Source organism: Tardiphaga sp. (assembly GCF_025356345.1).
In the GTDB taxonomy this organism is placed as follows: Bacteria; Pseudomonadota; Alphaproteobacteria; order Rhizobiales; family Xanthobacteraceae; genus Tardiphaga.
The window spans coordinates 1-21,679 of record NZ_JANXTC010000151.1 but is presented as its reverse complement, the minus strand read 5'-3'; the positions used below and the strand labels follow the sequence as shown (position 1 = coordinate 21,679).

Here is a 21,679-nt window from a genome sequence, read left to right as displayed (position 1 = left end):
GCCAAATCGTCGATTTGCCACGCGGCCTAGTTGCCTCCGACCACTTCAAGTTGGCCCACCCGAAGGACCTCGATCCGAGGTCCGCCGTGCCTGTCAACCCAACCCCGAACCCGGATCCGACGTCTTTCAAGCGACGGAAGCGCGACGCCGGCAGCCTCAAGCGCGCCTACCACGCGCTTCGAGATAGTCACCGCAAAGTCTTGTGTCCAGTTTCGACCAAAATTGATGTAACTCGTTGCTCCGGTCTGCCGCACCGATCGGACCCTGCCCTCGACTACCGCGAACCGCCCTATCTCTGACAGAATATCGCCCGGACTTTCCGCGTTTTTTATGACCATCGGCTTGGCCCAGACCCCAATTCGGTCGCGCCGGGCCCGGGCTTCGGCGTCGGATAATTCAACGGCGCAGTCTATCTCGGCAACCGATCCCGCGCTCAGTGCCGCGCCTTGCGTCAGCAACTGGACTTGTACCGAACCGCGGCCGTCCTTGAGAAACACGAAGGCGGGCTGCCTGCCGTAGCGATCCGGGGCATCATCGTCACCATGCAGCGTGACGTCCTGCCCGGCAATCAGCCGGGCCAGCACGGCAGTATCGGCCACCGAAGTGGAGGTTACTTCGATACCGGCAAGGCGCACCTCGCGGCCGTCCCGCAGGCGAAACGTGCGGGCGTCAATGATAGCAGCGACGCGGCCTTCGCCCTGCGGTTCGAACCAGCAGCCGCCGGCCTGCGCCGCTTCGATCGAAGTCGCGATGCAGGTAATGGCCAGCAGCATTACTACCTCGCGACGACCGCTAGCCGCCATTGCCGCCCCCTGACGCCACCGCCGCGTACGGTCGGTCGCCTTCGACTTATACCAGCCTATGCATTCCGTTTCGCGGGAAATACGAATGAGCAGTGCTTGCGAGTTCGGCCGCGATCCTGGCTGACCCTAAACTATAAAAGTTCGGACGCGTGTCCCGGACGCGGGGCGGCATTGTTTTTCGCGCCGCTCCGCGCGGCCGGGACATTAATCCGGCATCGGCGTTGCTGGCAGTCCCGGCTCCGCAGTGCATGACGCCTGCCGGGGAGGCGCCTTGCACCGTGTCCGCTACGAGTGCCCCGACAGCTACTTTCTTCCCACGGCTCGGCTTGCCGCTGGCGACGCGTTGCGCCATGATTGCAGCAACAATAACGAACGCCGCTCATCATGCCGCGGGCCGTTCCCAGGGAGGAAATTGTGAAGAGAATTATTTCAGGACTGCTGGCGTCGGCGATGGCTTTTTCCGCAAACGCGGCGATGGCGCAGTCCAAACCATTGAAGCTTGGCGCGATTCTCGACATGTCCGGCCTTTATGCCGACATCACCGGCGTCGGCAGCGAAACCGCGGCCAAAATGGCGGCGGAGGATTTCGGCGGCGAGGTGCTCGGCCGCAAGATCGAGATCGTGGTCGCCGACCATCTCAACAAGGCCGATCTTTCGGCCAACATTGCGCGCGACATGCTCGATAATCAGGGCGTTGAGGCGATCATTGACGTGGCGGCATCGGCCACCGCGCTGGCCGCAAGCGAGATTGCCCGTGCCCGCAACAAGATCATCATGTTCAACGGCCCGGGCTCGATCCGGCTCAGCAACGAAGCTTGCGGCCCCTACACCGTGCACTACGTGTTCGACACCTATGCGCAGGCCAATGTCACCGGCCTGGCGACCGTCAAGGCCGGCCTCGACAGCTGGTTCTTCCTCACCGCTGATTACGCCTTCGGCCAGGATCTTGAGCGCGATACCGCCGCGGTGATCCTGAAATCCGGCGGCAAGGTACTCGGCACCGTCAAGCATCCGCTCAACACGTCTGACTTTTCGTCGTTCCTGCTGCAGGCGCAGAGCTCGAAAGCCAAGGTCATCGGGCTCGCGAATGCCGGCGGCGACACCATCAATGCCGTCAAGCAGGCCGCCGAATTCGGCCTGACCAAGAGCGGTGGGCAGAAGCTGTCGCCGCTGCTGGCCTTCATCTCCGACATCGACAGCGTCGGGCTTGAGACCGCGCAGGGCCTGATCCTGGCGGAAGCGTTTTACTGGGATCTGAACGAGGAAACCCGCGCCTTCACCAAGCGCTTCCAGGCGCGGACCAAGCGCGTGCCGACCTCGGCACAGGCCGGCGTCTATTCCTCGGTGCTGCACTATCTGAACGCCGTCAAGGCCGCCGGCACGACCGATTCGGCGCCGGTGATGAAGCTGATGAAGGACACGCCGATCACCGACATGTTCGCCAAGAACGGCCGCATCCGCGAGGATGGCCGCATGGTGCACGACATGTATTTGTTCGAAGTGAAGAAGCCGTCGGAATCAAAAGGTCGCTGGGACAATTACAAGCTGCTCGCCACCGTTCCCGGCGAGCAGGCGTTCCAGCCGCTGGAAGCCTCGCGCTGCCCGCTGGTGAAGAAGTAAGAAGAAGCTTTCATAAAACGGCCTCTCCCCGTCATTGCGAGGTCAGGGAAAGCCAATCGGCTTTCCCTGTAGCGAAGCGAAGCGGCAATCCAGAAGCTGCCAACTTCGAAAGAACTGGATTGCTTCGTCGCAAAGGCTCCTCGCAATGACGAACCGTGAATACAACGAATAATAAAAAGGTGACTTTTATGAATGACATCGTTCTGCAGTCGCTCGACAATGGCCTGCTGACCATCACCATGAACCGGCCGGACCGTCGCAACGCGCTGAATGTCGAGATGACCGAGGGCCTGGTCGCGGCGGCGCGGCGCGCCACCGAGGACCATGACGTCCGCGCGGTGCTGCTGAAGGGCGCGGGTGGCACCTTCTGTGTCGGTGGCGATGTAAAGTCGATGGCCGCCGGCCGTGCGCCGCTGCCGTTCGAAGCCAAGCGCGCCAATCTGCGCCGCGGCATGGAAGTGTCGCGCCTGCTGCACCAGATGCCGAAGCCGGTGGTGGCGCAGCTCGACGGCGCGGCCGCGGGTGCGGGCCTGTCGATCGCGTTGGCCTGCGACCTGCGTGTCGCCAGCGCCTCGGTCAAGATCACCACGGCGTTCGCCAAGGTCGGATTCTCCGGCGATTATGGCGGCACCTACTTTCTCACCCAGATGCTCGGTAGCGCCAAGGCGCGCGAACTGTATCTGCTGTCGCCGGTGCTGACGGCGCAGGAAGCCCTCGCGCTGGGCATGGTGTCGAAGGTGGTTGATGACGCCGACATCGAGAAGGCCGCGCATGAGCTGGCGATGTCGCTGGCGCGGGGGCCGTCGATCACGCTCGGCTATATCAAGAGCAACATCAATAATGCCGAGACGATGACGCTGGAAGCCTGCTTCGATGCCGAAGCCATCCATCATACCCGCTGCAGTGAGACCGCCGACCACAAGGAGGCCGCGCAGGCCTTTGTCGAAAAACGCAAACCTGTTTTCCAGGGCCACTGAGATGCCTCACCCGCGGCTTCGCCAAATTTGTCTGGTGGCGCCGCGGCTGGAGCCGGTGGTGAGCCATCTCGCCGCCATTCTGGGACTTGAGGTCTGCTACCGCGATCCGAATGTCGCCAAATACGGCCTCGTGAACGCGTTGCTGCCGGTCGATACCATGCTGCTCGAAGTCGTGGCGCCGACCCGGGATGGTACCGCGGCCGGCCGCTTTCTCGACAAGAGCCGCGGCTATATGGCGATCTTCTCCTGCGACGATCCCGACGAACGCGGTCGCCATGCCGAGTCGATCGGCGTTCGGATCGCCCATGTGATCGATCATCCGCCCTATCATGGCGTGCAACTGCACCCGCGCGACTGCCGCGCGGCCTTCATCGAGTTCAATCACACCGACGGCGGCGATGATATTCGCGGTCCCTATCCGCCGGCGGGGCCGGACTGGGAACGGTCGATCCGTAACGATACCACGCAGGCGCTGGTCGGCGTCGAGCTGCAAAGCCCCGATCCCGAGGGACTGGCGCTGCACTGGAGCCGGATCATCGGTGCGCCGGTGCGCCGGTCCGCGCATGACCAGCCTGAAATCGCGCTGGTGAATTGCGGTCTGCATTTCGTCACGGGCGGCAGCGATGCGCTGACCGGGCTCGTTTTTCGCGTCAATGATGTCGCGCAGGTCCGTCATGCGGCCCGCGCGCGCGGCTGTCCCTGTGGCGGCGATTCGTTCCTGCTCGGCGGGGTGACGTTTCACATCGTCGCCTGAGCCACCCATAATCATAAAAACAAGGACGTCCTTTCAATGGCCGCCAACCGCACCCATCCGCTCGACTCGTTTTTCGCTCCGGACAGCATTGCCATCATCGGCGCCTCGCGCGACGCGCAGAAGATCCCCGGGCTGCTGCTGGCGTTTCTGCGCAAGAACGCATTTCCCGGTGCGATCTATCCGGTCAATCCCAACTACGCCGAGATCCATGGCCTGACCTGTTACCCGTCGATGGCCTCGATCGGCGGGCCGGTCGATCTCGCCATCGTCATCATTCCTGCTCGTGCCGTGCTCGGGGCGCTGCGGGAATGTGCCGCCGTCGGTGTCAGAAACGCGATCATCATCTCGTCCGGCTTCGCGGAAGAGGGCGGCGACAGCACCGGCATGCAGGACGCCATCGCAGCGCTGGCGCAATCGACCGGGATGCGGATCTCGGGCCCCAACGCCGAGGGATACTATAATGAGTTAAAGCGTGTCGCCGCCACCTTCAGCCCGACGGTGGATGTGAAGCCGGAGCAGCCGCGGCTGCTCGCCACGACCAGACGGATCGGTATCGTCGCGCAATCCGGCGGCATCGGCTTTGCGATCTACAACCGCGCCAAGGCGCTCGGCATTGCGCTGAGTACCGTGATCTCCACCGGTAACGAGGCCGATCTCGGCGCCGGTGAATTTCTGGATTACCTGGTGCAGGATCCGGCGACCGACGTGATCCTGTTGTTCATCGAGGGCATCCGTGACACCGAGAAATTTCTCACCGCGGCGCGCCGCGCCGCCGAAAGCGGCAAGCCGGTGATCGTCACCAAGGTGGGTCGCTCCGGCGCTGGCGGGCGCGCGGCGGCGTCACACACCGCGAGCATGGCCGGCTGGAGTGCCGCCTATGACGCGGTGTTCGCCAAATACGGCTTTATCGTTTCCCACGATCTCGACGAGGCCGTCACGATCGCCGCGGTGCTGACCACCACGCCGCGGCCGAAGGGCGACCGTGTCGCCGTCGTCACCGTGTCCGGTGGCGCCGGCATCTGGGCCGCCGATGCGGTGTCGGCGCAGGGCCTGCAGGTGCCTGAATTGTCGGAGGCGGTGCAGGCGAAGATCCGCGGGATGATCCCGTCCTACGGCTCGCCGCGCAACCCGATCGATATCACCGCCCAGGCCGTACACAGTGGCGGGCTGCAGAAGACCCTCGATCTGCTCGAGGTCTCCGATGAGGTCGACATCATTCTGGTGGTGATCTCGCTGTCGAGCGAGACGCGGATGCCGTTCAAGCAGCCGGAGCTGACGCCGCTGATGGACGGGCAGCGTAAGCCGATCGTGTTCTGGTCCTACACGCTGCCGTCGCTCTATGCGCGCAACGGGCTTGCGGAGTCGGGTGTCGTGGTGCTGTCGGGACTGACGCATGTGGCCGTGGCGCTGAGTCAGTTGGTTAACTATTCAACCTTCAGCCTGTCACCGGCGACTGCGACAAATCCGGCGCTGGAAAATCTGGCCGCACGTCTGACTTCGGCGACCTTGTCGGAGTACGACAGCAAATCGTTGCTGCGCGCCGCCGGCGTGGCCTTGCCGGACGAGGTTCTGGTGACCGCGAAGGCGGAGCTGAATGAGGCCGTCGCCCGGATCGGCCTTCCGCTGGTGCTGAAAATCCAGTCGCGCGACATCCCGCACAAGAGCGAGGTCGGCGGTGTACGGGTCAACATCCTGACGCCGGAACAGGCGGCATTCGCCTATGATGCGCTGCTCGCCAACGCGCGGCACCATCGGCCGGAGGCCGTCCTGCAGGGCGTGCTGGTCGCGCCGATGGCCAGGCCGGGCGTCGAGATCATTGTCGGCACGCTGCTGGATGCCACGTTCGGACCGATGATCATGGTCGGCCTCGGCGGCGTGACGGCGGAATTGTTCAGGGATGTCGTCTATCGGCCGGCGCCGGTCAGCCTCGCCGAGGCGGTGGCCATGCTTGGCGAATTGAAGGCCGCGCCGTTGCTCAATGGATTCCGTGGCGCGGCGAAGGCTGACGTCCCGGCGCTGGCGGCATTGATCGCGCAGGTGTCGCAATTAGCCGCGCAATTCAAGAATGATCTGGCGGAGATCGAGCTCAACCCGGTGCTGGTGCATCCGCACGGCGAGGGCGTCACCATCGTCGATGCGCTGGTGGTACGAAAAAACCCGTAGTCAAAGCGTCGCCCCCACTTTCGCGGGGACGACGCAGGGCAATGTTTATCGGCCCTTGAAATTCGCCACGCGGCGTTCTTCGGTCGCCTTGACGCCTTCCTTGAAGTCCTCGGTCGCGCGCAGGCGGGTCTGCTCCGACAATTCGTGCTCGGTGGCCTTCGCCACACGGTCGGCGAGGTTGGCCTTCATGGTCGCGCGGGTCGACAGCAGGCCGAGCGGCGAGCATTCGGCGATCTCTTCCGCCAGCTTGATGGCGGCGTCACGCACCTGATCCAGCGGCACCAGCACGTTCACCAGGCCCATCTTCAGCGCTTCTTCGCCGCCGACGCGGCGGCTGGTGTAGAACATCAGCTCGGCATTGTTCTTGCCGACTACTTCCGGCAGCGACACCGTCAGGCCGAAGCCGGGGTGGAAGCCGAGCTTGGTGAAGTTCGCGGCAAAGCGCGCTTCCGGGCAGGCCACGCGGAAATCCGCCGACACCGCGAGGCCAAGCCCGCCGCCGATCGCCGCGCCCTGCACCGCCGCGACGATCGGCTTTTTAGCGCGAAAGATGCGTACCGCCTCCATATAGAGATGGCCGATCGAGCCGAGATTGTCGGCGGGGTCGCCGCTCTTGGCCGCGGCTTCGGTCTCCTTGCGGTTCGGATCGCTGAAATCGGCGCCGGCGCAGAATGCCTTGCCCTGGGCGCACAGCACCGTCGCGCGGATTTCCGGATTGGCGTCGATCCCGTCTAGCGCATCGGCGATCTGCTGGATCAGCAGGATGTCGAAGAAGTTGAATGGCGGCTTGCGGATCTCGATGATCGCAATATGGCCGCGGGTCTCAACGGCGATGTCTTTGTAGGTGGTCATGGTGTTCCTCATTCTGATGGTCGTCATTCCGGGGGCGCGCACGGCGCGGCCGAGTGCGCATCCGGAATCTGGATGTGTTCAATTATGTCGAGGTTCCGGGTTCGCTCGGGCCGCGCCCTCGCGCCCCGGAATGACAGATCACCGCAGCCCCAAACCGCGCGCGATAATGCCGCGCAGCACTTCGGTGGTACCGCCCTGAATCGTCAGTTTCGGCGCCACCTTGATGGCGAAGGACAGCATTTCGTCCAACGTGGCGTGATTGGTCGCGTCGGCGTCGACGAAGGCGGCGAGTTCACGGACGCGGTGCGGCAGCTGCTGCTCCCAGATGGTGCCGATGTCCTTGACGATGGAGGCTTCCACCACCGGCTCCTTGCCGGCCTGCAGCATCCCGGCCACCGACACCGACATTCGCCGCATCGTGTGCAGCTGCGCCACGAGGCGGCCAATGCCTTCCGCGCTCCTTGTATCGGGGTTCTTGCCGACTGCGCGCACCAGCTCAGTGAGCACGTAATAGGTTTCGAGAAAGCGTTCCGGGCCGGAGCGCTCATAGGCCAGTTCGGAGGTCGCCTGCTTCCAGGCGCTGTCGAGCTCGCCGAGCATGTGGTCGTCGGGCACGAAATGATTGGTGAATACCACCTCGTTGAATTCATACTGCCCGGTAATCTGCGCGATCGGGTTCACCGCGATGCCTGGCTTTTTCATATTGACCAGGAACTGGGTCAGGCCGTGGCGGCGGTTTTCCTTGGTGGAAGGCGAGGTGCGGAAGATCGCGATCATGTAGTCGGCGATATGCGCCGAGGTCGTCCAGATCTTGCTGCCGTTAATCAGCCAGCCGCCGTCGGTCTTGGTGGCCTTGGTGTTGGCGGCGAACAGGTCGGAACCGGAATTCGGCTCGCTCATGCCGATCGAGAAGCAGACCTCGCCGCGGCAGATGCGCGGCAGGATATCCATCTTGATGTGCTCGGGGGCGTATTTGAGCAGCACCGGGCCGCTCTGCCGGTCGGCAACGAAGAAGCGCCGCGTCGGCGCATTCGCCACGCGCATTTCCTCGGTGATGACGTAGCGCTCCAGAAAGCTGCGCTCATGGCCGCCATATTGCTTCGGCCAGGTCATGCCGAGCCAGCCGCGCTCGCCGACGCGACGGGAGAATTCCGGTGCGTCGGAATCCTCGCGCTGCGGCTTGTGCGGGTCGAAGGTGCCGGCGGCGATTTCCTCGGCGAGGAAGGCACGCACTTCCTGGCGAAGCACCTCGCATTCCGGAGGCAGGCGGATGGGATCGAAATGCAGGGCTGCGGTCATGAAAATCTCGCTTCTTCAAGAAATCTATATGTCGGGATCAGCGCGAAGCGACCAGCGGCCACAGCTCGTCAGCGCCGCGGGCAGCTATCAGCTTGCCGAGTTCGACGGCCCAGTAGCTCTCGCTGCCGAAATCATCGCGCCATGCCAGCGCACGCAGCGTGAAGCGATGCAGGATGTGCTCCTGGGTGAAGCCGATCGCGCCATGCACCTGGTGCGCGATGGCGGCACCTTTTTCGGCGGCCTCCGAGCAGCGGATCTTGGCGGAAGCCACTTCGAGAAAGATCGCGTCATCGAACGTCGTGCTGTTTGACAGCGCATCGGCGGCGGAGCCGGCGGCAGCCAGCGCGGCGGAGGTCTCTCCTGCCAGTCTCGCGAGGTTGTGCTGCACGGCCTGGAATTTCGAGATCTTCTTCTCGAAGGCGACGCGGTCGCCTGAATAGCGCACGCTGATATCGAGCATGGATTCCAGCGTCCCGGCGATCTGCAGGCTGCGCGCCAGCGCGCCCATTAGCATCAAGGCGTTTTGGTCGCAGCCGGCTGGCGCCGGCTGGATAGCGACCGGCCGTACATTGCCGAAGCTGACGGTGTCCGACGCATCATTCGCCAGATTAAGTCCAGCTTCGATCCGGCAGTCGCCGCAAGCGACCAGCGCGATTGAGGCGCCGCCGATGCCGGTGGCGATCACCGCGATATGCGCGGCGTCGCCGGCAAATGGCACGCCGCGGGCGCGACCGCTGAGGGTGCCGTCGGCATTGAGGGTGATGCGGTCCTTCGGGCTGGCCGGGGCCACCGTCATCTTGCCTTCCGGCGAGGCGATCCCGGCCCGCGCCAGCAGCCAGCCGGCCAGCATGGTCTCGGCCAGCGGCACGGCGAGGCCGAAACGGCCGGCGGCGCTAAGCACGGCAAATCCCTCGGCCATGCTGATGCCGGAGCCGTCGCACTCTTCCGGCACCCATGACAAAGGCAGGCCGGCCTCGGTCAGCGCCTGCCACAGTGGCGCTTTCCAGGCGCCATCCTTGCTGTGGTTGATGGTCTGCGCGTCGGCAAAATCGGCGAAGATGCGCTGCGCGGTCTCGGCCACAATGTTGTCGGTATCGGTCACTGCGTTTCCTTGTGGGCGCTCGTCTCATTCGGCTGGATGCCGGGCATGGGGCGCTGATGTTGTTGCGATCGATGATGCGGAAAAGCCGGAGCGAAGACAAGCCGGATCGCCGCAGGGCGTCCTGCGGTGACGGCATGAGGTCGCCCGCCAACCGGCCTTATTCCGCGGAGCGGAGTTGCGCCGCTTGTATACCGGCCGACCGTCGCCATGGTACATCGCAACCACGATCAACAAATGGACAGAGGAAATGCAGATGTCGAAGGATGGTTTGTGCGTCGTGATTACGGGATCTGCGTCCGGACTTGGCGCGGCCACCGCGGCTATTCTTGCCCGGGACGGTGCCCGCATCGTGATCAATTACTCCTCAAGCCAGAACGAAGCCGAAGCGACCGCCGAACTGTGTCGCAAGGCGGGCGCCGCGGAGGTCGTCGTGGTGCAGGGCGATGTCTCGAAGGACGAGGATTGCCGCAAGATCATTGCCGCCGCCGCGCCATGGGGCCGCATCGACGCGCTGATCAACAATGCCGGAACCACCAAGCACGTGCCGCATGATGATCTCGACGGTTTGTCGGCCGAAGACTTCCAGCGCATCTATGCCGTCAACACCATCGGGCCATACCAGATGGTGCGCGCGGCGCGGTCGTTGCTGGAAGCCGGTGCCAAGGCTTCCAGCCGCGCCGCGGCTGTCGTCAATGTATCGTCGATCGCGGGCCTGACCGGGGCGGGATCGTCGGTCGCTTACGCCGCCAGCAAGGGCGCGTTGAATTCGGTCACGCTGTCGCTGGCCAGGGCGCTGGCGCCGCTGATCCGCGTCAATACGGTATGTCCCGGCTATATCGATACGCCATGGTTCACCAAGGGCCGTGGTGCCGAAGCCGCTGCGAAAGTGCGCGAATCCGTGATCGCGCGGGTGCCGCTGAAGATGGCATCGACGGCCGAGGACATCGCCAATCTGATCTGCTTCCTTGCTACCGCGCCGTCGGGTCACATGACCGGCGAAATCGTCCGCATGGATGCGGGGATGCACCTCAGCTGACGCGCCGCGACAGTAAGAAGCCCCAGTTCGCGACCCGGGGCTTCTTTCGTGAACAATTGAAGTCTGGCTATGCGCCCGGGTCGGAAATCACCCGGCGCGCCACCAGCCTGTTCCAGATGAACAGTACCACCAGAGCGCCGAGCGTGGCGGTGATGAAGCCGGCGCCCTGATTGGGGCCGTAATGGCCGATCTGCTGGCCGATGAAGGTTGCCAGAAACGCGCCGGCAATGCCCAGCACGGTGGTCAGGATGAATCCGCTGGGATTGTTGGGGCCGGGCGATAGCATCCGGGCGATGATGCCCGCGACGAAGCCGATGAAGAGAATCCAGAGCATGGTGCTCTCCCTGTAAATAATGGTTGGCTACGGGTTAAAGTCTTGTGGCTTCGTCGTCGGTCGGCAGGCGGCCGTGCGGCGTGAAGTGATTGATCGCATCGGGCAGCTCATTGCTTAATTCGGACAGCAGTTGGTCCCGCGACATACCGGTTCGCGCCGTCAGCTGATCGATCTGTTCGGCTCCAAGCGCCGCGCCCAGATCATTTGGCGCGATCGGCTTGTTGGGGCCATTGGCGACCCAGGAATTCGCCGTTTCTCCCTGGCCATTCTGCTGGAATTGCTTGAGCAGGTCACCGAGCCCGCCATTGATCAGTCCGCCGGCAGCGCCGCCCGCGAGCAGGCCGCCAAGCCCGCCCTTCAACAGATCACCGATGCCGCCGCTCTGGGGCTGGCCGGGATGTCCGCCGAACAGGCCACCGAGAATCTCGCCCAGGCCACCCGACGCACCATGTTCAGGCAGGCTGGCTTGTGTAGCATTCGAGGATGATGGAATATTGACCGGCGCATTCTGATTACCGGTGAAGTGCTTGTAGCCCTTGTAGGCGAGCATCGCCAGGATCGCCATGGTGATCGGCGACATTCCGCCGCTCGTATCATTGGGATCGCTGGGGCCGCGCGGGCCATTCTGCATGCCGTTGAGGATATCGAGCAAACCCATGGTGATCTCCTGTGGTGATAGCCCAAGACGGAACATAGCGATGCGGTATGACGCTTACAAGGCGCCCCGGTTCCGCACGATAGTCATCGTAGCGGCATTTTGTTACTACCGATTGCGCCATGAACGGGTGATGAAGTGATCGCAACAAAGTCCATTTGTATCGCGGGCGCGGGTAGCATCGGCTGCTTTGCGGGCGGGGTACTGGCCGCGGCGGGCAGGGACGTCCGTTTGCTGGCCCGGCCGCGCATCATCGAACAGATCCTGAGCCACGGACTGCGGGTCACCGATATCGACGGGCTTGATTGTCGCGTCGCCGCGCGTCAGTTGCGGTTGTCGGACACGGCTGAACTGATGCAGGGGGTCGGTGCGGTCCTGGTCACGGTCAAGAGTGCCGATACGGCGGAGATCGCCGGGCTGATAGCGCGCCACGCGCCGGACGACGCCGTGATTGTCAGCCTGCAGAATGGTGTCGGCAATGTCGCGGTGCTCAGCGAGCGGTTGCCCGGCCGGGTCGTGCTCGGCGGCATGGTGCCGTTCAACGTCATGTCCCTGAGCGATGCGCACTTCCATCGCGCGACATCCGGCGCCGTCATTGTTGAGCACGACGCCGCCGGCACCGCCGCGGCTCTGTCGGTCCCGAATTTTGCGGTGCGGCCGACCGATGACATCATTGGAGTGCAATGGGGCAAGTTGCTCATCAATTTGAACAACGCCCTGAATGCCCTGTCCGGTCTGCCGTTGCGTGAACAACTGGCGCAGCGCGCCTGGCGTGTCCTGATCGCCGATCAGATGATGGAGGCGCTCGCGGTGCTGAAGGCGGCGGGCATCCGGCCGGTTTCGCCAACCCCTGTACCTGCGAGAATGACTCCGGCCTTGCTGCGGCTGCCGGATGCTCTGTTCGCCCTGGTACTCGGGCGAACCATGAAGATCGACGCCAGCGCGCGTTCATCGATGTGGGAGGATTTGCAGGACGGACGTCGCACCGAGATCGACTATCTGCAGGGTGTAGTCGTCGAATTGGCCGGCCGGACCGGTCTGCGGATCCCGCTGACGCGACATGTTGTCAATCTGATCAGGCGCGCGGAGCAGGCCGGCAAGGGCTCCCCCGGACTCACAGCGGCGGATATTCGTGAGTCGTAACGCTGGATTACTCCAGCTATAGATTCGGCAAAGGTAGTCTGATGCCCCTGTCGGAGATCAGCGAATGTTTGCTATCGAACCATCGGCCCCGGAGGCGTGCATTAGTTCGCTGATAACCATCAATTGGTAGCAATCATGGCGATTTTCGCGCGCGAATCGTTTTTCGACCACCTAGAGAACAAAACAAGTGCGATGAAGAACATCCATCTGTGACGTCAAGGGCTATGTCATTCCGCATATCTTTAGTATAGATAGCGATGTGATTTGACGGTGGTGAACGCAATTGCGCGTCAAACCGGACGTTTGATCCTTCCTATCATCGGTGCCATGTGTGCCGATCGACCACTTCAACGTAAGAATCGGAGCTACAATGGCCAAGGCAGTAAAGAAGAAACTCGTTCGTCGTGAATACACCAAGGAAGACGTCAAGACGCTGAAGGAGCATTCCAAGGCCCAGACGCCGCTGGAGAAGATTTCCAAGGCCATGAAGCGTACCGGCGGTTCGCTGCGTCAGAAGGCCATCAAGCTCGGCATCCCGCTGGGTCATCGCCGTCGCAAGGCGAAGAAGGTAGTCAAGGCCGTGTCCAAGGCTGCCTCCAAGGCAGCGCCGAAGGTCGCCAAGGCCAAGGTGAGCAAGGCCAAGAAGGCCAAGAAATAAGCTCAACTAGTTCACCCTGTCCGCCTGGGCGCGCGCGCTTTCAGGCGGACATGGTCATCACCCGAGGTGCGCGCCGGTGCGAATCATTCCGGGCATTTTCAATATTCTATTTCGCGATATTTCTGCAGCGGCGACTTCCTGGAAGTCGCTTGTCGTCATGGCGGCCCTGGCATGTGGGGTCAGCCCTTGCATCGCAGCCGACTACGCCGGCCAGATCAGCATGTTCCGCAGGGCCCATGGCTTGTCGAGCGTTGCGCTGGACGGCCGTCTCAACGCGGTCGCCCTGCAGCAGGCCATGGCCATGTCGGTCAGCGGCAAGGTCAGCCATGAAATTGGCGGATTGTTTTTGGTTCGGGTGGCAAAACTGCGCATGTCGAAAGCGGCGGAGAATATCGCGGCGGGCTTCCTGACTTTTCCGGAAACGCTTCGCGAATGGGAAAACAGCGCCGGGCACCGTGAGAATCTGCTGATGCCGGGCGCTCGCAAAGTTGGCGTCGCTTCGGTCGCCAACTCCAAATCGCCCTATCGGATGTTCTGGGCGATGGTCATTACAGACTAGGCAGAGTCAGATCCGTTTTTGTTTTTCGGAAGAGGGGGTCCCGAACAACGAACCCGTAATGTTTTTTAACCCCGAGGAAAGCTTGGACCAGCCGCAGGCCAGCGGCTCCACCGTGCAGTCGGGTCCCTTGGGGCGCGGCTTGGCCCGGGGCACACTAGCCACCTTGGCTTCTTTGGGCGGAACGAGCGCCGGCGCGACGACCGGTTCGGTTTGGAGCGAGGCCTGCTGCTGCTCTCTTTGCTTCTCGGCGGCGGCATCGGCCATGAAGCTGCGGCGATGGGTGTCGAGATAACTGGTGTATTGCTCGTCGATCGCTCGCTGCTCGGTGGTGGTCGGATTCGGACCGGCAATATCAAAGCTACGGTTCTGCATGAAATCGAAATATGTGTAGCCGCCGCCGGGCTTTCGCCGTCCGGCAAACTTGCTGTCACAATCCGACAAAAGCGTCGTCCTGTCGGGGCGCGACGCCGAAGAACTTTCCACGCGCTCGGCGCATTCTTCATAATCGGCAGGGGCGGCCGTCCACCACTGCGCCTGCGCCTGCGTCGACAACAGCGCCAGGCTGCATAGCCAGCCGCCAACCAGCAGCGTCTTTTTTTTCGCTATCGCCAAAATCAGTTAATCCAAACAAAGATCGGGAGAAAGATACCACACATTTCTTGTCGCTATTATCACGGCCGTTTTCAACTGGCCGACAACAATTTATCGACGATTTTAGCGATGTGGCGCGATGCGGTGTCCGGGTGTGGCCATTGGGAAACGGATAAGCGGGCGGCTGGCCGCTTATCCGCAACTAATCTGCAATCCTGACGGGCAGATGAGTCGATTACCACGCTCGCAGCGAAACCACCTGCCGGGCGGACACAGCAAATCATTACTACGCGCGTAGGAGTCTCGAGTTTAGACCGGCCGATCATGGGAATTCCTGGAAAGCCGCGGCGGCGATGGCGCCGGCAGTGCCAACAATTCCCGCCGCGACATCTGCATTCCAGAAGCCGCAATCGCGATAGCCATAGTCACCAGGACCATAAGCGTAGGACTGGCTCACCGCGGCATGCCGGTGCACGGGGTCCTGCGCGAGAACGTGAGATACGCCAGTCCGGCCGCCACGGCGGCGGTGGCAGGAAGTATGATCCTGTTCATCGAGCCTCTTCTTTTCGACGGGGTTCTCAACTGATGACGGGCGAACTCGCGCCGCGCCCCATGTTCCGAGCATGGACGGCAGGGGTCTTCAAACCGGTATGAGGTCGCTGGGCGCGGCGCTTGCCGATGGCAGAAACGTGGCGACATCGCTGTCGTGGGCTGGCGATATCTCCAGAGCTCTGGTATGCAATTTCCGATGTGCCCGCTCATCGCGCGGGTTCGCGGTCCCGTAGCTCAGCCGGATAGAGCGACGGTTTCCTAAACCGTAGGTCGCATGTTCGAGTCATGCCGGGATCGCCATCTTTCCAGCCTTAGCGGCATAGCCAGTTTCGAAGTGCGTTTGTGCGCGCCTGGCGAAGCCGAATTCAGCCGCGAGGCTCCGGATGGCGGGCCGGGCCAGCAACTCGGGTTTATAGACCGTATTGCTATTCGGTCGCCGCGGGCACCGGGCGATTGACCCGGTTTGTGCTGGCATCATGCCCGGTAAGCGACCTCACCAGCGACGCCTTCACGCCGGAGACGTGCTCGCGCATCAGCATTTCCGCGCGGTGCGGCTCTTGCGCCAGAATGGCCTCGAAAATGCGATGGTGGTCGTCATGGCGGCGGCGGACGTCGCGATATTCGAACACGACAATGTTGCGGCTCGACGACACCGGGACATGGTGGCAGATCCGTATCATCTCCGCGAGCATGCGGTTGCGGGCGGCGAGCAGCAGTGCGTCGTGGAAGTCGCCGTTGATGTCGCGATAGATCGTGATGTCGCCGGATTCCAGCGTGCCTCGCGCCAGCAGTCTGTCGCCGGCGGCGAGGCTTTGTTCGATGACGGCGCGTTCCTCGGTGCTCAGCCCGCGCTCGGCCGCGAAGCGGGCGGCCACGCCTTCCAGCGAAGCACGGATTTCATAGGCATCGACGATCGCATCCAGCGGAAACTCGCGCACCGTGAAGCCCCGGTTCGGCGCATAGTCCAGCAAGCCTTCGCCTGCCAGTGCCTGTAGCGCGGCGCGGACTGGCGTCCGGGACACCGCCAGCGTCTTGCTGACCCGGACCTCGTTGATGCGTTCTCCGGCGCTGACCGAGCCGTTCAGGATCGCCTCGCGGATATGATCCATGACGGATAGCGAGCGATTGCCAGCGCGGATCAGCGCGGAAGCTTCGGGCGGGACGGACGGATCAAGCATCAGATAGTCCTCCCGGACCGGACGAGTGAATACAGTTTCGATTTACTTCAGTCTGGACATTTTTCCCACAACAAGAAAGCGCTATTTATCTGGCAAAAAATGCCGCCTAAAAATAGAGCGTGACGCTTAAATGGTGTGCTGCGGATAAAGTGTATGTAATTGTCGTTGACTCCCGGCCTTGTATCGCAAAGATGCACGCACCCTAACGAAGCTAGAGGCGTGTACGTCCATGGCAGCCGTGAAGCCCATCAACGAAAACGCGATCGAGGAGATCACCGCCGATCGCGGCCCGCATTACGAGCCATTCGGATGGCATCACTGGCCGGAGCACCCCTGGCTGGCCTACCAGTTTCGCCGCGGCCTCGGCGAAAGCCAGGAAGGTGGCGGCAGCGTCAGCGAGATCATGCTGGCGGGATCCCGAATGATCCCCGGCGATCTCGAGAGCTGGCACAAGGAATGGATGGTGATTGCCGATAACAACTGGCAGCGCGGTCTGGCCGAGGAAAAGCTCGGTCACATCCGCACCGCGATGAACTGCTTCCTCCGTGCCGCCGACTACTACCGCCAGGCCGAATTCCACCTCGAGCCGATCGACCCGCGCCGGCTGCCGACCTTCGAGAAGATGGAGGCCTGCTCGCACAAATTCATTTCCTATCTCAATCCGCCCGGCGAAGTGGTCGACATCCCGTACGAGGACGGCAAGCCGATGTGCGGCTATTTCATCCGCGCCCCGTTTCCCGGCAAGAAATTGCCAGTGCTGATCTGCATGGGTGGCCTCGATTCCATCAAGGATGAGATGTGGTTCATGCAGGCCCATGGCTGTCTGCAACGCGGCATCTCGGTGCTGATGGTCGATCTGCCCGGTCAGGGCGGTACGCTGCGACGTCATGGTCTTGCCACCCGCGCCGATTCCGAAGTGCCGGTCGGCAAATGCATCGACTGGCTGGCGCGGCGCGCCGATGTCGACGCCTCCAAGATCGCGGTGTGTGGCTCCAGCATGGGCGGCTACTATGCCGCGCGCGCCGGCTGCTACGAGCCGCGGTTGGCGGCGACGATCTCGCATGGCGCGGTATGGTCGGTTCACGACATGTGGGGACAGAAGGGCGACGATTTCGGGCTGGCGATGCACATCCGCTGGGTGTTTGGCGTCAAGACCATGAAGGATGCGCATGAATTAATGAAGCCGTTCACCCTGAAGGGCCATCTCGAGCATATGAAGTGTCCCTATCTGGTGCTGCATGGCGGCCACGACGTGCTGACGGTGACCGCGGCGCGCTCTACCTATGATCATGCCATTGCCAACGGCGTCGATGCCACGATGCGCGTGCTCGAACCTGATGAGACCGGTGCCGAGCATTGCCAGCATGACAACCCGACCATCGGGCAGGAGGTGCTGGCCGACTGGCTTGCCGACAAGTTCGGGATCGATCAGCGTGCGCTGCTCAAGACTTCGTTCAACCCGCTGGTATGATGATCATGAATCTCGGCGTTGACCACATCAAGGCTGCCGTCGTCGCGATCGACCTGCATCGCGGTCATCTCGACATGTCGGTCGCAACGATGCCGACCACGCCGGATGTGGCGACAAGGATCATCGCGGCCAACAAGCGATTGTTTGACTGGTGTCGCTCAGTCGACATTCCGGTGATCCATCAGGTCACGTCCTATCGCGACGCAAAGGAAATTCGCGCCAACCCGTTCTGGCGGACCCGCGCGGAAGATCCGCGGGCGACGCGCAAAAACGTGATGCGCCACAACATCGCCGGCGGCCCAGGCTGCACGGTGATGCCGGATCTGCTCGATCCCCGCGATTTCATCGTCGATACCAAGAAGCGCTACGACTGCTTTCTCGGCACCGATCTCGATTTCCTACTGCGCTCGCACCGCATCAACACGCTCCTGATCACCGGCGTGAACACCAATTCCTGCGTGCTGGCGACCACCACGGCGGCCAACGTCCGGGATTACGCGGTGATCGTGGTCGAGGACTGCGTCGACAGCATGGATGGGTCGGCGCTGCATGAAGCGGGTCTGGCCTGCATCCGCACCGCCTTTGGCCTGGTGATGGACACCGACGCGGTGATGAAACTGGACGGTTTGGCTGCGAACAAGGCTGCTGCCCATGGTTGAAGCCTCTCGCCGCGAACTGTCCGCGGCATCGGCACTTGCGCGTTCCACGGATCGTCACCGCCAAGGCGGCGTGATCCATCCAAACAATATCACCCCAAAGGGAACCAACCCATGACCGGCCCCATGCTTCCGCGCGAACGCTGCGACTATTCCGCGATTGTCGACCGCCCAAGGATGAAGCTGCCCGGCGGCGCCAAGATCATCATCTGGACCATCGTGAATCTGGAAGTCTGGGACATTGCCAAGCCGATGGCACGGCAGGTGATCCCGGCGCCGACCGGCGTGGCGCTGCTGCCCGACGTGCCGAACTGGAGCTGGCACGAATACGGCATGCGCGTCGGTGTCTGGCGCTTCTTCGACCTCTACAAGAAGCATGGCATCGCGCCGACGCTGTCGATCAACGCCCGGGTCTGCGAGGATTATCCGCGCGTGGCCCAGGCCGCCAAGGATGCCGGCTGGGAATTCATGGGCCACGCCTATGAGCAGGGCCCCATTCACAAGGAGCCGGACCAGCGGGCGATGATCGACCGCGCCATGAACGTGATCGAGAATTTCACCGGCAAGCGCCCGGTGGGCTGGCTCGGACCCGGCCTGACGCAGACGCTGGACACGCCGGAATATCTTGCCGAGGCTGGCGTCAAATATATCGGCGACTGGGTCTATGACGATGAGCCGACCACCATCAACACCGCCAAGGGCCCGCTGGTGACGCTGCCCTATACGGTGGAGTTGAACGACATCCCGATGATGATGGTGCAGCACCACGAGAGCGACCATTTCAAGAAGCGGGCGATCGATACCTTCGACCGGCTGTATCTGGAGAGCGCCGAGCGTCCGAAGATCGTGTCGCTGGCGATCCACCCCTACATCTCCGGCCAGCCGTTCCGAATCAAATATCTCGAAGAGCTCTACGACTATTTCAACCAGCACGAAGGCGTCGTGCATTGGAACGGCGAGCAGATCCTCGACTGGTATCAGGGCCGGAAGGCCGAGATGGAATCCGGGGCGTGAACGTGACCTCGCAGCAGATGCTCCGCGCCATTCCCGTCACCGGCGTGCCGGTGGTGGGTGGCGGCTTTTTTCCGGTGCGCCGCGTCTACTGCGTCGGCCGCAACTATCTCGACCATATTCGTGAGATGGGCGAGGCAGACGAGCGCGATCCGCCGTTCTTTTTCCAGAAGCCACGTGATTCCGTGGTGCCGGATGGTTCGCGCGTGCCGTATCCTCCCTTTACCGACGATTTCCAGTTCGAGGTCGAGCTGGTGATCGCGATCGGCCGTGCCGGGCGCAACATCGATGCCGAGGAAGCGCTGGAATATATCTGGGGCTATGCGGTTGGCATCGATCTGACCCGCCGCGACCGTCAGCGCGAGGCGCGTGACCTCAAGCTGCCGTGGGAAGCCGGCAAGAGTTTTGATGCGTCCGCGCCGTGTGGCGCGATCGCGCCGGCGCGCGACGCCCGGCACTTCAGTGGCTGCGCCATCACGCTGTCGGTCAATGGCATCGAAAAGCAGCGCGGCGACATCGGCCAGATGATCTGGACCGTGCCTGAAATCGTGGCGCAGCTGTCGCAGCAGATGAAGCTCGAGCCGGGCGATCTGATTTATACCGGCACCCCCGCCGGCGTCGGTCCGATCGTGCCCGGCGACGTGATCGACGCCCGCATCGAGGGGCTGCCGTCACTCGGTATCACCATCACCTCGCCGGAGCCCTATTGATGCTGCCGACCGAACGCATTGCCTATTCGCCGATCGCGACGCGCGCGCCGCTCAAGCTGCCGAATGGCAACCGCATGGCGGTGTGGGTAATCGTCAATGTCGAGGAATGGGATGCGACGCAGACCATGCCGCGTACCGTGCTGACGCCGCCGGCGGGCGGCTCGCCGACGCCGGACATTCCGAACTGGGCCTGGCACGAATACGGCAATCGCGTCGGGTTCTGGCGCCTGCTGAAAGTGTTCGACGACTACAAAATTCCGGCGGCGCTGGCGATCAACGGCGCGGCGATCGCCGCCTATCCGCCGATCGTGGACGCGGCGAAGGCGCGCAACTGGGAATTCATGGGGCACGGCTTCACCCAGCGCAACATGCAGAAGGTCGAGAACGAGCGCGACGACATCCGCAAGACCGCCGATGTGATCGAGGCCGCTACCGGCAAGCGGCCGCGCGGCTGGCTCGGTCCCGGCCTGACCGAGACCTGGGAAACCCCGGATCTGTTGAAGCTCGAAGGCTACGACTATGTCGCCGACTGGGTGCTCGACGACCAGCCGGTATGGCTGAAGACCACCACGACGCCGATCGTCAACGTCCCCTATACGCAGGAATGCAACGACGTCGCGATGATGCTGATCCAGCACCACAAGGCATCCGAATATTACGACCGGGCCATCGACCAGTTCGAGCAGATTTATGAAGACTCAGTCGATTCAGCCCGGATCATGGCACTGGTTGTGCATCCCTACATCATGGGCGCACCGCATCGCCTGAAGCATTTCCGCCGCATCTTCGAAACCATCCAGCAGAAATCGGATGTGGTCTTCATGACCGGCGAGCAGATTCTGGACTGGTACCTCACGGTCGGTCCAGCGGCACCATAGGCAAGATCAGGAATGAGCTTCTTTCAAATCCTCAACGGCCTGACCTTCGCGGCGCTGCTGTTCGTGGTGGCCAGCGGCTTCACGTTGATCTTCGGCCTGTTGCGGATCGTCAACCTGGCCCATGGTGCGCTCTATCTGTTCGGTGGCTATGTTGGCTATACGGTCGCGACCCATACCGGCAGCTTCGTGCTCGGCGGCATCGGCGCGATGCTGGCGATCGCCGCGATCGGCTTTGTGCTCGACCAGGGCCTGCTGCGATTCGTCCGCGGCAACGAGCTGCGCCAGGTACTGCTGACGCTGGGCGTCGCCTTCTTCCTGAATGATCTGTCGCTGGTGATCTTTGGCGGCGACAGTTTCACGGTGCCGATCCCGCAATTGCTGCGGGGCGGCATGAAGGTGTTCGGCACGTTCTATCCGACCTATCGGTTGTTCGTGCTGGTGACCGGGATCGTGGTGTTCGTCGGGCTCTGGCTGCTGCTCAATCGCACCCGGCTGGGCGCCCTGATCCGCGCCGGCGTTGACGACGCCGAAATGGTCGAGGCCTCCGGCGTCAACATCCAGCGCGTCTTCCTCTTCACCTTCCTGTTCGGATCGGCGCTGGCCGGGCTCGGCGGCCTGATGGGCGGCGCCTTTCTTTCGCTATACCCGTCGGCGGATGCCGAGATCCTGACCTTCAG

21 protein-coding genes, 1 tRNA gene and 1 pseudogene are annotated in these 21,679 nt (G+C 62.7%); 15 read left to right on the top strand and 8 right to left on the bottom strand.

The window, feature by feature from the left end; translation table 11 throughout:
- Positions 1 to 26 precede the first annotated feature (26 nt).
- The gene (locus Q0S16_RS08760; protein WP_295847122.1) at positions 27 to 773 is read right to left on the bottom strand and encodes a thermonuclease family protein; all 747 of its coding nucleotides are present in this window, start codon (positions 771 to 773) and stop codon (positions 27 to 29) included.
- A 444-nt stretch (positions 774 to 1,217) separates the two neighbouring features.
- Here Q0S16_RS08760 and Q0S16_RS08755 point away from each other — a divergent pair, with 444 nt between their 5' ends.
- From Q0S16_RS08755 to Q0S16_RS08740, 4 genes are all read left to right on the top strand, one after another.
- Entirely contained in the window at positions 1,218 to 2,423 is a 1,206-nt protein-coding gene (locus Q0S16_RS08755; protein ID WP_295847118.1) for an ABC transporter substrate-binding protein, read from the top strand.
- A 188-nt stretch (positions 2,424 to 2,611) separates the two neighbouring features.
- Positions 2,612 to 3,400, top strand: a complete 789-nt coding sequence (locus Q0S16_RS08750; RefSeq protein ID WP_295847117.1) for an enoyl-CoA hydratase — start codon at positions 2,612 to 2,614, stop codon at positions 3,398 to 3,400.
- Position 3,401: 1 nt separating this feature from the next.
- Positions 3,402 to 4,154 carry a hypothetical protein gene (locus Q0S16_RS08745; protein ID WP_295847116.1) on the top strand — a complete coding sequence of 251 codons (753 nt, stop codon included), beginning with the start codon at positions 3,402 to 3,404 and terminating at the stop codon, positions 4,152 to 4,154.
- A 36-nt stretch (positions 4,155 to 4,190) separates the two neighbouring features.
- Entirely contained in the window at positions 4,191 to 6,317 is a 2,127-nt protein-coding gene (locus Q0S16_RS08740; RefSeq protein ID WP_295847114.1) for an acetate--CoA ligase family protein, read from the top strand.
- 45 nt (positions 6,318 to 6,362) lie between these two features.
- On the opposite strand, the gene Q0S16_RS08735 is transcribed toward Q0S16_RS08740, so the two are convergent.
- From Q0S16_RS08735 to Q0S16_RS08725, 3 genes are all read right to left on the bottom strand, one after another.
- The gene (locus Q0S16_RS08735; RefSeq protein WP_295847111.1) at positions 6,363 to 7,169 is read right to left on the bottom strand and encodes an enoyl-CoA hydratase/isomerase family protein; all 807 of its coding nucleotides are present in this window, start codon (positions 7,167 to 7,169) and stop codon (positions 6,363 to 6,365) included.
- Positions 7,170 to 7,307: 138 nt separating this feature from the next.
- Entirely contained in the window at positions 7,308 to 8,468 is a 1,161-nt protein-coding gene (locus Q0S16_RS08730) for an acyl-CoA dehydrogenase family protein (protein ID WP_295847110.1), read from the bottom strand.
- A gap of 37 nt (positions 8,469 to 8,505) precedes the next feature.
- Positions 8,506 to 9,570, bottom strand: a complete 1,065-nt coding sequence (locus Q0S16_RS08725; RefSeq protein ID WP_295847108.1) for an acyl-CoA dehydrogenase family protein — start codon at positions 9,568 to 9,570, stop codon at positions 8,506 to 8,508.
- A gap of 253 nt (positions 9,571 to 9,823) precedes the next feature.
- On the opposite strand from Q0S16_RS08725, the gene Q0S16_RS08720 reads away from it, so the two are divergent.
- On the top strand, positions 9,824 to 10,606 hold the full coding sequence (locus Q0S16_RS08720) for an SDR family oxidoreductase (protein WP_295847105.1): 783 nt from the start codon (positions 9,824 to 9,826) through the stop codon (positions 10,604 to 10,606).
- Between the two features lie 67 nt (positions 10,607 to 10,673).
- Here the strand turns inward: Q0S16_RS08720 and Q0S16_RS08715 are convergent, their stop codons facing one another.
- The gene (locus tag Q0S16_RS08715; RefSeq protein ID WP_295847103.1) at positions 10,674 to 10,940 is read right to left on the bottom strand and encodes a GlsB/YeaQ/YmgE family stress response membrane protein; all 267 of its coding nucleotides are present in this window, start codon (positions 10,938 to 10,940) and stop codon (positions 10,674 to 10,676) included.
- Between the two features lie 34 nt (positions 10,941 to 10,974).
- A complete protein-coding gene (locus Q0S16_RS08710; RefSeq protein WP_295847102.1) occupies positions 10,975 to 11,598 on the bottom strand; it encodes a YidB family protein in 624 nt (207 codons plus the stop codon).
- 135 nt (positions 11,599 to 11,733) lie between these two features.
- Here Q0S16_RS08710 and Q0S16_RS08705 point away from each other — a divergent pair, with 135 nt between their 5' ends.
- The 3 genes and pseudogenes from Q0S16_RS08705 (at position 11,734) to Q0S16_RS08695 (ending at position 13,955) form a co-directional block, all read left to right on the top strand.
- Complete coding sequence (locus Q0S16_RS08705) at positions 11,734 to 12,738, top strand: 2-dehydropantoate 2-reductase (RefSeq protein ID WP_295847100.1); 1,005 nt, start codon at positions 11,734 to 11,736, stop codon at positions 12,736 to 12,738.
- A 370-nt stretch (positions 12,739 to 13,108) separates the two neighbouring features.
- Positions 13,109 to 13,291 (top strand): annotated as a pseudogene (locus Q0S16_RS26420) (hypothetical protein); the annotation flags it as partial.
- Between the two features lie 181 nt (positions 13,292 to 13,472).
- Entirely contained in the window at positions 13,473 to 13,955 is a 483-nt protein-coding gene (locus Q0S16_RS08695) for a CAP domain-containing protein (protein ID WP_295847096.1), read from the top strand.
- Between the two features lie 6 nt (positions 13,956 to 13,961).
- Here Q0S16_RS08695 and Q0S16_RS08690 read toward each other — a convergent pair whose 3' ends face one another.
- Positions 13,962 to 14,567 carry a hypothetical protein gene (locus Q0S16_RS08690; RefSeq protein WP_295847094.1) on the bottom strand — a complete coding sequence of 202 codons (606 nt, stop codon included), beginning with the start codon at positions 14,565 to 14,567 and terminating at the stop codon, positions 13,962 to 13,964.
- 754 nt (positions 14,568 to 15,321) lie between these two features.
- On the opposite strand from Q0S16_RS08690, the gene Q0S16_RS08685 reads away from it, so the two are divergent.
- Positions 15,322 to 15,398: transfer RNA gene (locus Q0S16_RS08685), tRNA-Arg, on the top strand.
- Positions 15,399 to 15,523: 125 nt separating this feature from the next.
- Here the strand turns inward: Q0S16_RS08685 and Q0S16_RS08680 are convergent.
- Positions 15,524 to 16,276 (bottom strand): GntR family transcriptional regulator, encoded by a 753-nt coding sequence (locus tag Q0S16_RS08680; protein WP_295847091.1) that lies wholly within the window; start codon positions 16,274 to 16,276, stop codon positions 15,524 to 15,526.
- Between the two features lie 229 nt (positions 16,277 to 16,505).
- Between Q0S16_RS08680 and Q0S16_RS08675 the strand changes: the two genes are divergently transcribed.
- From Q0S16_RS08675 to Q0S16_RS08650, 6 genes are all read left to right on the top strand, one after another.
- Positions 16,506 to 17,747, top strand: coding sequence for an alpha/beta hydrolase family protein (locus tag Q0S16_RS08675; RefSeq protein ID WP_295847089.1), 1,242 nt, complete (start codon positions 16,506 to 16,508; stop codon positions 17,745 to 17,747).
- 5 nt (positions 17,748 to 17,752) lie between these two features.
- A complete protein-coding gene (locus Q0S16_RS08670) occupies positions 17,753 to 18,406 on the top strand; it encodes a cysteine hydrolase (RefSeq protein WP_295847088.1) in 654 nt (217 codons plus the stop codon).
- Between the two features lie 111 nt (positions 18,407 to 18,517).
- Positions 18,518 to 19,417 (top strand): polysaccharide deacetylase family protein, encoded by a 900-nt coding sequence (locus Q0S16_RS08665; protein WP_295847086.1) that lies wholly within the window; start codon positions 18,518 to 18,520, stop codon positions 19,415 to 19,417.
- Between the two features lie 17 nt (positions 19,418 to 19,434).
- The gene (locus tag Q0S16_RS08660) at positions 19,435 to 20,124 is read left to right on the top strand and encodes a fumarylacetoacetate hydrolase family protein (protein ID WP_295847171.1); all 690 of its coding nucleotides are present in this window, start codon (positions 19,435 to 19,437) and stop codon (positions 20,122 to 20,124) included.
- Positions 20,124 to 21,002: a polysaccharide deacetylase family protein gene (locus Q0S16_RS08655; protein ID WP_295847085.1), complete on the top strand. Its 879-nt coding sequence runs from the start codon at positions 20,124 to 20,126 to the stop codon at positions 21,000 to 21,002. The genes Q0S16_RS08660 and Q0S16_RS08655 overlap by 1 nt, the downstream gene beginning before the upstream one ends.
- Positions 21,003 to 21,014: 12 nt before the next feature.
- Positions 21,015 to 21,679, top strand: a 665-nt coding sequence (locus tag Q0S16_RS08650; RefSeq protein ID WP_295847083.1) for a branched-chain amino acid ABC transporter permease, incomplete at its 3' end; no start/stop codon positions are given.